At 42.9% G+C, this 11809-nt stretch carries 7 protein-coding genes; 5 read left to right on the top strand and 2 right to left on the bottom strand.

Annotated elements, in window-relative coordinates:
* The first annotated feature begins 344 nt into the window (after positions 1 to 344).
* From RMX98_RS32655 to RMX98_RS32675, 5 genes are all read left to right on the top strand, one after another.
* Positions 345 to 533, top strand: coding sequence for a hypothetical protein (locus RMX98_RS32655; RefSeq protein ID WP_322677144.1), 189 nt, complete (start codon positions 345 to 347; stop codon positions 531 to 533).
* 161 nt (positions 534 to 694) lie between these two features.
* Positions 695 to 1909: a lipid-A-disaccharide synthase-related protein gene (locus tag RMX98_RS32660; protein ID WP_322677143.1), complete on the top strand. Its 1215-nt coding sequence runs from the start codon at positions 695 to 697 to the stop codon at positions 1907 to 1909.
* A 176-nt stretch (positions 1910 to 2085) separates the two neighbouring features.
* On the top strand, positions 2086 to 3843 hold the full coding sequence (locus RMX98_RS32665; protein ID WP_322677142.1) for an ABC transporter ATP-binding protein: 1758 nt from the start codon (positions 2086 to 2088) through the stop codon (positions 3841 to 3843).
* 3 nt (positions 3844 to 3846) lie between these two features.
* Positions 3847 to 4092 carry a hypothetical protein gene (locus RMX98_RS32670; protein ID WP_322677141.1) on the top strand — a complete coding sequence of 82 codons (246 nt, stop codon included), beginning with the start codon at positions 3847 to 3849 and terminating at the stop codon, positions 4090 to 4092.
* A gap of 397 nt (positions 4093 to 4489) precedes the next feature.
* A complete protein-coding gene (locus tag RMX98_RS32675) occupies positions 4490 to 9385 on the top strand; it encodes a DUF4347 domain-containing protein (protein ID WP_409882062.1) in 4896 nt (1631 codons plus the stop codon).
* Positions 9386 to 9960: 575 nt separating this feature from the next.
* Here RMX98_RS32675 and RMX98_RS32680 read toward each other — a convergent pair.
* Positions 9961 to 10734 carry an AIM24 family protein gene (locus RMX98_RS32680; protein ID WP_322677139.1) on the bottom strand — a complete coding sequence of 258 codons (774 nt, stop codon included), beginning with the start codon at positions 10732 to 10734 and terminating at the stop codon, positions 9961 to 9963.
* A 405-nt stretch (positions 10735 to 11139) separates the two neighbouring features.
* Complete coding sequence (locus tag RMX98_RS32685) at positions 11140 to 11760, bottom strand: hypothetical protein (protein ID WP_322677138.1); 621 nt, start codon at positions 11758 to 11760, stop codon at positions 11140 to 11142.
* Positions 11761 to 11809 lie beyond the last annotated feature (49 nt).

Consider the following 11809-nt stretch of genomic DNA (forward strand, 5'->3'; position numbering starts at 1 on the left):
GCTTGGCGGTAATCGAGCGACTTGCACTGAGTTTCGACTACGCGGTAATCGAGCGAAGTCGAGATTCAACTATCGCGGCGTCGAAGTGAGTCGAGATTCAACTACCGCGCAGTCGTTGTAAATCGAGATTCAACTACCGCCAGTCGTTGTGTTTCCAGTCCCTTACCTCTACGAGTGATTTAGAAATCAAATCGGATTGCTATAGATGTTCTATATTAAAGTAAAGTTTTAAACATAAACATTAGTTTGATTTTTACTCTTGTGGCTAAAGATAATATTCCTAAGTCAAAGATTCCAGAAGCTCTTGATGCTTTACGAAACAAGATGACCCAGGTTTTAGGTTAGTGCAGTACATCGGTTATTTGGCACAGTTGATTGAAACTGCTCCTTCGGATTGGAAGTTGTTATTTGAAAATTTGCAAGCAGAGTTAAACAAATGGAGTCAACTGACGGCGCAGCAATTGAAGATTCAAGCCGACCACATGGAGAACATCAAAAATCTAGCAACCAGTTGCCTGAAGCGTGAAAGTTAACTTCGTGGCAAAGAGGCAAAAATATTCAAGTGGCAAACGGAGTAAATGTTCAGCCATAAAAAAATGGGCGTTTTCATCCGTACACCATCGAGTATTGTTCTCATAACTTTCATTATAGGTAAAAATTTCATTAAGCATTTTAGACCAATCCAAACCCCAAGATGTCTTCTAAACGGATCTTGTTTATCAGTAACGGCCACGGAGAGGATAACCACACCTCTCATGTTATTCAGACCCTGCGCCAATTGTGTAATTCTCTGGAGATGGCAGCAATGCCGATTGTGGGTGAAGGAAAAGCTTACCGCAGCTTGGGCATTCCCATTATTGGCCCCACACAAACGATGCCCTCTGGAGGATTCTTTTATATGAAGCGCCTCTATTTGCTCAAAGATTTTCAATCGGGATTGATTGGATTAACGTGGCAACAGTTACAAGCGGTATTGCAGTATGCTCCTAACTGCGATTTGATTATGGCTACTGGGGATTTTGTCTCCCAGACATTTGCTTACTTAACAAAGCGTCCCTTCGTTTCGTTTATCTCTTGTCTTTCTGCCCTCTATGAAGGGCGATTGCGTCTCAATCCACTACTTTGGCACGACCTTAATTCTTCCAGATGTCTGGCAGTTTTCACCAAGGATTCCCATACAGCTTATGATCTCCAACGGCAAGGTTTAACCAAAGCTCAGTTAGCTGGCATTCCAGCTTTAGATTGGCTCGTCCCTACTGGCAAAGACTTGCACCTGAAACCGGACGAGAGAGCGATCGCTCTCCTACCAGGGTCGCGGATGCCGGAAGCCGCGCGAAATTTTTGTTTGCTGTTGCAACTAGTAGTAGAAATCGCCAAGGTGATGCCTGAGTCAGGATTACAGTTTCGTGCAGCCTTGATACCGAGTTTGATGGAGCAACTAGACGACATTGCCAAAAGTCAAGGTTGGCAACTGACTCAAGGCATACTCACTTATTCTCCACTAGGAAATGCTGACAAATCACCGATTGTAGAAGTGAGATGTTATTCAGATGCCTTCAGTGACATCCTATGTTCCTCTACTCTCGTCATTGGTATGGCAGGTTTGGCAGTGGAGCAAGCTGTAGCGATTGGGAAACCTATCATCCAGATTCCCGGTGAGGGCCCTCAATTTACCTATCAATTTGCAGAAGCGCAAACGCGGCTGTTAGGCATTTCTGCTCAAACCATCGGCACTAAGCCAGCAACCCCTGAAATTCTCAAGCAAGCAGCTAAACGAGTAGTTGAAACTTTAGAAGATTCAGACTACCTCACTAAGTGCAAAGAAAATGGCCCTGAGCGATTTGGCCCACCCGGCGCATCTGAGAGAATTGCCCGCTTTCTACTAAACTCTTTAGGAGAAACTGAGTAAAAATTGCGTCAGAATTCAGGAGTAGGCACGGTTGGGTAACATGGTGTGGTAGGCTAACGCCGTAATACACTTCAATTCTTTCTAACTCCTGAATTCTGAATTCTGAATTCTGAATTCTGACTCCTGACTCCTGACTCCTGACTCCTGACTCCTGACTCCTGAATTCTTACTTACCTATGAAAGTCCGCTCTAGTTACTGGCAACTGTTGCCTTATCTCTGGCCCCAATGGTCGCTGTTAGTTCGGGGATTAGCTTGTATCTTGGGATTTGTGTTATTCACCGTAGCAGTGCCCTATTTAGCAGGTCAGGTCGCTTTTTTTCTTGGTCAGGGAAATGTAAACCAGATTGCCTACTGGCTCGGACTAGCTACTTTAGTATTTTTGGTTCGGGGGCTTTGTCAATACGGGCAGAATGTCTTTATGATCGCTGCTACTCTGAACATGGTTTTAAACTTGCGTAAGCGCGTTTATGCTCACCTGCACAAACTTGGATTAGATTACTTTGAAACCACACAGACGGGAGACCTGACTTATCGCCTGACTGAAGATATTGATCGCGTCGGCGAGATTGTAGACAAGTTATCCCATCAGTTTCTTTCCAATTTATTGCAGTTAATTGCGATTCCCATTTACATGCTCTACCTAAATTGGCCCCTCACTCTTGCGGGTTTGATTTTGGCTCCTTTAATGGCTTGGTTGATCGGGCAATTTGGTCAGCGATTACTCGTGCTATCTCGCCAGAGTCAAAATCAGGTTTCCAATTTATCTGCGCTGCTAACTGAAGTATTTAGCGGAATTCGCGTTGTTCAGGCTTTTGCAGCCCAAGAATATGAAGTGAAGCGATTCAATCAAGAAGCAGAAATCAATCGCCAAGCTAAGTATCGCGCTCTACAACTCAAATCTATTCAGTTTCCCGTTGTCGGTTTTTTGGAAGCAGTTAGTATCATACTGCTGTTTCTATTGGGAGGATGGCAGATTTCTCAGAATCAGCTGACTGCTCAAGGGTTTATCAGTTTCTTAGCTGCTGTGGCTATACTGATTCAGCCAATCGATATGCTGATTAGCAATTATAACGAGTACAAACAGACCGAAGCTTCTGTTGAACGCATCTTTGAACTGATGGCGAAGGAACCTACTATCAGCGAAAAACCGAATGCTCAGGCAATGCCAAAAGTTATGGGCAAGGTAGAGTATCGTCATGTCGATTTCGCCTACAATCCCGACAAGCTAGTTCTTAAGGATCTCTGCCTGAATGCTTCTCCTGGTGATGTCATTGCCTTGGTTGGTTCTTCTGGAGCAGGCAAATCGACGTTAATCAACCTTTTACTTCGCTTTTATGACCCTCAGAGGGGTCAAATTCTGGTTGATGATATTGATATCCGTGATGTCACACTCACCAGTTTGCGCCATCAAATTGGCATTGTTCCCCAAGATGTTACTCTTTTTTCGGGAACGATCGCCCAAAATATCGGTTACGGTCAGGAAAAATTAGATTTAGCAGCGATTCAGTCAGCAGCCAAGATTGCCAACGCTCACTCCTTTATCACCCAGTTTTCTCAGGGTTATCATACCTGGGTGGGAGAGCGTGGAGTTAACCTATCGGGAGGACAACGCCAAAGATTAGCGATCGCCAGAGCAGTTGCCAACGATCCTCGAATTCTTATCCTAGATGAAGCCACCTCTGCCCTCGATTCTGAATCCGAAGCACTAGTTCAAGAAGCACTAGAACGAGTGATGCAAAACCGTACCGTGTTTATTATCGCCCATCGCTTGAGCAGCGTTCGTCGGGCTGACTGCATTCTTGTAATAGAACAAGGACAGTTGGTTGAAGTTGGTACTCACACGTCTCTCTTGTCTCAAGAAGGACGCTATGCCCGTTTTTATGCCCAACAGTTTTACTCTACAGATGAGGGAGTAGGTACAGACAAAAGTTAACTCTTGTCGTACAAAAGAGCGGGGAAGGCACTAGCAGTATTGCGCGATCGCATCATTAGGCTAGGGGACAGTGGTAAGCCAGAAGCATCAGCAGAGGCAGTTCTGAAGTATTTGAGAGAGTTGAAACGCCCGTACTTGACTGAGTTTGAGGAAAGGCTTTTAAGTTTTATAAAGCTTGAATGTCGAATTAACGTGAGTTCGATGAACCTCTCTCTCCCACGAGCAAAGGGAGGAGCAACGAGAAATTAGGGTTTTAGCTCCCCTCTGGGTGTCCAAGAGCGCTTGTCGAACTCACGTCGAATTAGTAAATCACAAGCAGACTATTATCGTCAGGTTGCTAATGCAAATTTGAAATTTGCAGTAGTATTTATTACTCTATTTTCTAAAATCTTTACAATTCCTTGACAATCTCTCAGAAAATACATCGATGCAATTCAGACAGAATATCAGCAAAATATTACTATGACAATTGCCATTTTTTGTAATTAACTGTCATTTTCTGAAGATAACAAATCAGACTTAATTTCTTTAATAGATCGGTGGACAATAGTTTCTGGTTTTATATTGTCTAATATTTCATATTGACTAACGAGTTTTAATAACAATTAAAACTCCAAATTTCACTTATCAATATAATACAGTGAACATGAAAAACACAAGCATTATTTTCATAGATTCCTCAGTAATTAATTACGAAATATTACTCACAGAGCTTGTTTTAAAAGTAGAAACAGTTATCCTTGATAGCCACCAAGATGGGGTAGAACAAATTACCCATGTCTTATCACAGCGCTGTGGAGTTGAAAGCGTACACATCATCTCTCATGGCTCCCCTGGTTGCCTCTACTTAGGTAACACCCAACTTAGCCTCAGCACATTGCAACGCTACACTCAGAAACTACAAACCTGGTTTTCCCATCTGTGCGTTTCTCCATCTCTGTTACTCTACGGCTGTAACGTTGCTGCTGGAGACGCTGGAGAAGAATTCATTGAGAAGTTGCACAACTTGACAAAAGCTAGCATTGCTGCATCTGCCAATCTTACAGGGAATGCTGCTTTAGGCGGAGACTGGAATTTGGAAATCAGCCGAGGTGAGGTGACAACTGCTCAGATATTTAAACCAGAAATATTAGAGACTTACAACTTCGTTTTAGCTTCCTCCAATGACAACTTTGCTAACCGAATTGTACTTTCTGGTAACTCAGGCAGTAGTACAGGCAATAATGTAGGAGCCACAAGTGAATCAGGCGAACCAACTCAATCAGGAACCACCAACTCAGTTTGGTGGAGTTGGACTGCTCCCGCTTCTGGAAACGTTGTTTTTAATACTATAGGTAGCGGATTTGATACTTACCTTGATGTTTATACAGGTAATGCCGTCAACAGTTTGAGCCTGGTTGCTGCTAACGACGATCTTGCGAGTGGAAATACTGCTAGTCAGGTGAGCTTTACAGTTACTGCCGGAACAAATTATCACATTTCTGTAGATGGCTATCAAACAAGTACGGGTAATGTTACCTTGAATTACTCTTTCAGCCCTAGTGCTAGTAATACTGCTCCTACACTAACTGACACCGTTGTTACCCTGAACTCAATCAACGAAGATTCAGACACACCTTCGGGAGCAGTGGGTACTCTAGTCTCCTCATTGGTGAACCTCGGAGGCAACGTCAGCGACTCCAACAATGGGGCAGTAACTGGTATAGCTATTACCACCACAAACACCAGCAACGGTTTCTGGTGGTACAGCACGAACAATGGGCAAAACTGGTATAGCGTGGGTACAGTGTCCAATAGTAGTGCTCGGTTGTTGGCGGCAGATGCTAACACCCGCGTTTATTTCCGTCCTGCCTCCAACTTCAACGGTACTATCAACAACGCCATCACCTTTCGGGCTTGGGATCAAACTAGTGGAATAAATGGTAACTTGGCTAACACAAGTACTAATGGTGGCTCGACTGCTTTTAGTAGTACTACTGACACAGCTGCAATTACGATTAATGCTGTCAATGATGCACCTGTAATTGCGCCGATTTTTTTCAATATTCCTGAGAATCTTAGCAACGGTACAATTATTCGGACGTTGACGGCTACAGATGTTGATAGCAATACTACCTTCTCTAACTGGGCGATCGCCAGTGGAAATATAGACACAGATGGTGACGGCAATCAAGCTTTCAGTATAAACCCCAATACCGGAGAGTTGGCTGTCAATGATATCGATGACCTTAATCCCCAAACTAACTCCATTGTCAATCTGCAAGTCAACGTCAGCGATGGTATTGTAACCAGTGCCAATCAAAACGTCGCTATCAAGCTTTTACTGAATCCTGGTGGCCTTGACTTTAACTTTGGTAATGGTGGGATAGTCACTACCACTTCTAATATTTACGCTAAGAGTGTAGCCATTCAGCCGGATGGCAAAATTGTTGTCTTCGGCGGTTTTAGTCAGTTTGATTTAGCTCGCTACAACATTGACGGCAGTTTAGACGCTAATTTTGGCAGCGCAGGTATAGTTAATACTTCTATCGGTAGCGGAACTGAAGATGGCTATAGCGTTGCTCTCCAGTCTGACGGCAAGATTGTTGTCGCTGGGTATATTTGGGGAGACAGCAACCAACCAAATCGACCAGATTTTGCTCTGGCACGCTATAACACTGACGGGAGCTTAGATAGCAGCTTTGGCAACGGTGGTAAACTTATTACCAATTTTGGTGAAGACTTCGGCCACAAAGTCCTGGTTCAGTCGGACGGCAAGATTATTTTAGCAGGGTATATCGGCAATGGTAATGCAGATTATGTTCTACTACGCTACAACACCGATGGCAGCCTAGACACAAGCTTTGGTAATGGTGGCAAAGTCAACGGTACAAAAGGCTATGCAGTTGCCATTCAGTCCGACGGTAAAATTGTTGTTGGCGGAAGAGATTCTAATGGCAGTGATATTAAATTTGCTCTAACACGCTATAACACTGATGGTAGCCTGGATACAAGCTTTGGCAATAGTGGTAGAGTTGTGGCTGCGATAGGTACTGTCGGTGGAGAAGTCCATACCATTGCAATTCAGGCTGACGGCAAAATTGTTGCTGCTGGAAGAGTATGGAAGTACGTTAATTATACTAGCTCTAATCAAAATGACTTAGCCATTGCCCGTTTTAACACGGATGGAACTTTAGACGCTAACTTTGGCGATGGTGGTAAAGTTATTACACCTCTGAGCGCTAACACTGATGACCGTGCTAATAGTTTGTCCATTCAGCAAAATGGCAAAATTGTTGTTGGTGGCTATATTGAAAGCGAAACTAACAGCCTTAATCGCAGGACTGTTCTGTTAGCTTATAATGCCGATGGAACATTAGATAGTAGCTTTGGCACAGGCGGTCAAGTTATAACTCCGCTTTGGAGCCAATACGATGAGACTAATGTCGTTGCGACTCAATCGGATGGCAAGATTGTTGTTGTCGGTCAATTCGATAAAAGCTACTTTGCAGTAGCACGCTTCCTCGGTGTTTCTAACGTAGCACCTGCGATCGCCAATTTGGGATATGCTACTAGTTACACAGAAAATGCCCCTGCAATCTTGATTGCAGAATCAGATACAACTGTTACTGACCCAGATTCTGCCAACTTCCACACTGGTAAATTGACTGTTCGCATCAAAAACGGTGGTAGCAGCGATGACCGTCTTGGTATCCGTAACGAAACTCAAATTAATCTCAACGGCAATATCATCAACTACGGTACTCTCGAAATCGGTACTTTTTCTGGAGGTACTGGAACTGAGGATTTAGTAATTGATCTGAATAACAACGCAACACCTATTACTGTTGAAACTTTACTGCGTAACATTACTTATGTTAATGTTTCCCAAAACCCATTAACCACTCCTCGTACTATTGAAGTTGTCCTTACAGATGGTGATGGTGGTATTAGTACTCCGGTGACTAGAACAATTAATGTTATCGCTGTTAATGATGCTGCTATGATTACCGCAGGTCAAAGCTTTAGCATTAATGAAAGTGTTGCCAATGGTACGGTGGTTGGTACTGTCGCTGCAACAGATGTGGATGGCAGCACATTTTCCAACTGGACAATTATTAATGGTAATTTGGATAGCGATCGCAATGGTCAACTTGGCTTTAACATCAACTCCAGCACCGGAGAAATTACCGTTAACGATAGCGACGATCTCGACTTTGAAACCAATCCTACTTTTGAGTTGCAAGTCACTGTCAGCGACGGCATTAGCACTAGCAGCGTACAAACTGTCACAGTTAGACTTCAGGATGTCCGTGAAAATACTTTATCTGGTACGCGTTCAGCTGATAGCCTGAGGGGAAGCCTAGCTGATGATATCATCTACGGCTATGAAGGCAGCGATCGCCTTTATGGAGAAACAGGCAAAGATACTATTTATGGTGGTATCAGCAATGACTCTCTCTATGGTGGTACAGGTAATGATATCCTCGACGGTGGTGATGCCAATGATTATCTCTACGGTCAAGATGGCCACGATCGCCTCATCGGTAATGCTGGTAATGACTATCTCTGTGGTGGTGAAGGAAATGATGTCCTCGATGGTGGCAATGGTACTGATTCTCTTAATGAATCAGGTGATGTCAACTTTACTTTGACTAACAGTCAACTTTCTGGCTTAGGTAACGACACCCTCATTAGTATTGAAAAAATCACGCTGACTGGTGGTATTACTGACAATATTTTAGATGCTTCAGGCTTCACACTTGGTAGTGTCTCTCTTTATGGCGGTGCTGGTAATGATAACTTGTTTGGTGGTAGTAAAAATGACTATCTCTATGGACAAGATGATAGCGATCGCCTCATCGGTAATGCTGGTAATGATTATCTATACGGGGGTAATAGTGATGATACTCTCGACGGTGGTGTTGGCAATGACTCACTCTATGGAGACAATGGCGGCGATCGCCTCATCGGTGGTGCTGGCAATGACTACCTTTATGGTGGTGCAGGTGATGATGCCCTTGATGGTGGGGATGGCATTGATTATCTGAATGAATCTAGTAATGTCAACTTTACATTGACTAATACTCAACTTTCTGGCTTGGGTAGCGACACCCTTATCAATATCGAACAAGTAACGCTGACTGGTGGTATTAGTGACAATATCTTAGATGCTTCAGCGTTTAGTCTTGGTAAAGTCTATCTCTACGGAGGTGTAGGTAACGATACTCTCACCGGTGGTGCTGGTAATGATTACCTTTATGGGGGTAATGGTAATGACTTACTCAATGGTGGTGCTGGCAATGATTACCTCTATGGGCAAGGAGGTGCAGACATCTTTGTTCTCGCTTCAGGTAATGGTAATGATAGCATCTATAGCTTTCAGGATGGCATTGATAAACTTGGTTTATTTGGTGGTTTGACTTATGGAGCTTTGACTATCTCTGCAACTGGCAATAATACTTCTATTCGTATTAGTTCCACAAATGAGGTGTTAGCGACTTTAACCTCTATGAATCCTAGCTTGATTAGCGAGAATGATTTTATTTTTTCTAATGGTTAACGTGAGTTTCAAATACCCAAGACCAGGATAATGTCAGCTTTCAACGAACGGCATTCCTTATGGCTTAAGAGAAACAATTTAGTTTCCTGGGGAATTCGACAGAACTAAAAAATGGCAGGAACCAACCACGAGGATAACCGGAAGCGGGGGGCTGCTCCCGGCTCTATCGACTGTGTGCTGGACATCCTGCCGCCCTCGGCGGTGCATTAGGGACATCTGCTACAGAAGAAGTGATAATTGCTTGGACGGAAGCTTTCCAAGTATTATCTGATACCAATTTGCAATCACATGTATGTAGTATTTCTCCCCCTGCTTCCCCTGCTTCCCCTGCTCCCCCTGCCTGCCAAAACTAATATTTTTGAACGCAACTCGGTATGAGGTCTTGATTAAAAGAGAGCATAAAATATACGTAAGTAGCTTAAAAAGTCAGAAGCTAGTAAATGGTGTTGCCTCTATATGTAATTAAAAGTGTTTAGCAGATTGAATAGAGTTCCTAATTCTGTTGAAGCTTTCTACTCTATCTTCGCAGGAGCGATTTGACGCTTTCAAAAATTAGCTGGTCTACAAGTTAAATTTTAACCGAGATTAGCACTGCCACCGACTTGAGTTGCACCCTCAGATACAGGAGGGTGATAAGTCATAGACTGCAACCCTAAGCGACCAGGGCCAGTAAAACGGTTAAGAGTGAATGAAATGCCACCAAACATTACTCCAATTGCTCCGAAGATGCCGCCACTAGATTGAAGCGCCGTTACCGTCTCCATCTTCACTGATGAGTCTTTCCACAACCATGCCCCTGGTTCTACATCTAACATCTCTCCAGGAGCGAGGTACTTTTCAAAAACATTGCCGTAACCGTGAATTAGAAGCAGCCCCCCTTCTTGCTGACCAATAAAGCGATCAATAAATAACCCTCCACTGCGGCTGAAAAAGAGATTCGCCAGTCCTCGTTGGAAAAAGAAACTGTACTCAATATTACTAGTAGCTAGCAAAAACTGATGTTCGCGCACATCTACTGTCTGTCCACGCTTTAATTGCAGTACCACAATCTGTCCTGGAGCCTCACGAGAAAAAGCAATATTCCCTGGCCCATGTGCTTCACTGATAAAAATTTGCAGTCCGGCAAAAAAACGCTTGGCTGCCCCTTTTAAACCTTTGACACCAAGGCGAACATTGGGATGTTTCCACAGCAGAATATGATGTTCAAAGTAAATTGATTGCTGTTGTCCCAGATGAACATCTACTACAGGTACTACTTCTCCTTCGATTCTTAAATTTAAGTCCCCGGAATGAAAGGTTTGTTGGGGATTTCTCAATTCTGGTATCGGTTCACTATTGAAGTCAGACATAGTATGATCTCACAGATGGTTTAAAGGAAAATCACTTAGCTTAAGTATAGTGATCTTGCTAACTGTAATTTTCAAGACAGACTGTTCAAAGGGTATAGGGAAGCCACGTTTTAAATGTGGATTGCTCTTGGAAACCGTATTTCTCGCCTTGTGCTTCCCGAAATACATCTCTTTTATTACTGGGCTTCAGACCCAGCAAATGAGTGTTTTTATTCCTTCTTCTCTACACCCGACATCCTTTTTTTATGAAAACATTATTAGTAAAAGGCAGGTAGACCCTGCCTTCATTCTGTAGATTACTAAACTCAATATTGCATCTCACATTGACAAAACCATTACAATGTTATGTCAAGTGTGTGTTTATATTACTTAACTTGGAGAGAGAACAGCAGTAGAAGTCAAAGATTACTTGCCAAGAGCAGATTTCAATTGAAGTTTAATAGTTGTACCTTTTTTAAGGGCAACTTCTCCACCAGGGCTAGACAGAACAAAAGCAGCCGCAGCTGCACCACCTGCTAGCCCGCCATGCTTGAACTTGGCTTTATTACCAAGAAAATGACCTGCGATTGTACCACCTAAAATAATCCCTGTATTTTGAATGAATTTACCTTTGGTTTTTGTTTCTAACTTGGTGTTTACTAAAGTTGCATCAATAGGATAAGATGAACCATTTTTAAGCGAAATATCATCAAAAACTAAATGTAAACTTGCTTTTTTACCTTTAGCAGCTTTGACTACATCTTCCAGGTGTCCCTCTATTTGACCATCTTGAAGAACTTTATTGGCTCCGATTGAGGAATTCTTCATTTCTAAAACAAAACGATCATTATTTTGGTTTTTAACCGTAGATATCTCTTGTTGTAGAACAGTCTCAAAACTTGTGCCAGCAGGTAAGGATATTTGTTGATTATTTGGCTGACTAGATGTGCCTTGAGCAATCGGAGTTTTGTTGTTACTAGAAGTGTTGTCGGTCTGGCTATTAGGTTTATTACAACCTGCTGTGCTACTTAATAAAATAGCACTCAATAACAATGGCAACAGATTTTTCATAGCGACGGTGTTGATGTAGCATATT

Source organism: Nostoc sp. DedQUE02 (assembly GCF_034531035.1).
In the GTDB taxonomy this organism is placed as follows: Bacteria; Cyanobacteriota; Cyanobacteriia; order Cyanobacteriales; family Nostocaceae; genus Nostoc.

What these genes read in the sequence shown, in the direction of transcription:
- RMX98_RS32660 (WP_322677143.1), top strand. Translation starts at nt 695, where the DNA reads ATGTCTTCTAAACGGATCTTGTTTATCAGTAACGGCCACGGAGAGGAT.
- RMX98_RS32665 (WP_322677142.1), top strand. Translation starts at nt 2,086, where the DNA reads ATGAAAGTCCGCTCTAGTTACTGGCAACTGTTGCCTTATCTCTGGCCC.
- RMX98_RS32675 (WP_409882062.1), top strand. Translation starts at nt 4,490, where the DNA reads ATGAAAAACACAAGCATTATTTTCATAGATTCCTCAGTAATTAATTAC.
- RMX98_RS32680 (WP_322677139.1), bottom strand. Translation starts at nt 10,734, where the DNA reads ATGTCTGACTTCAATAGTGAACCGATACCAGAATTGAGAAATCCCCAA.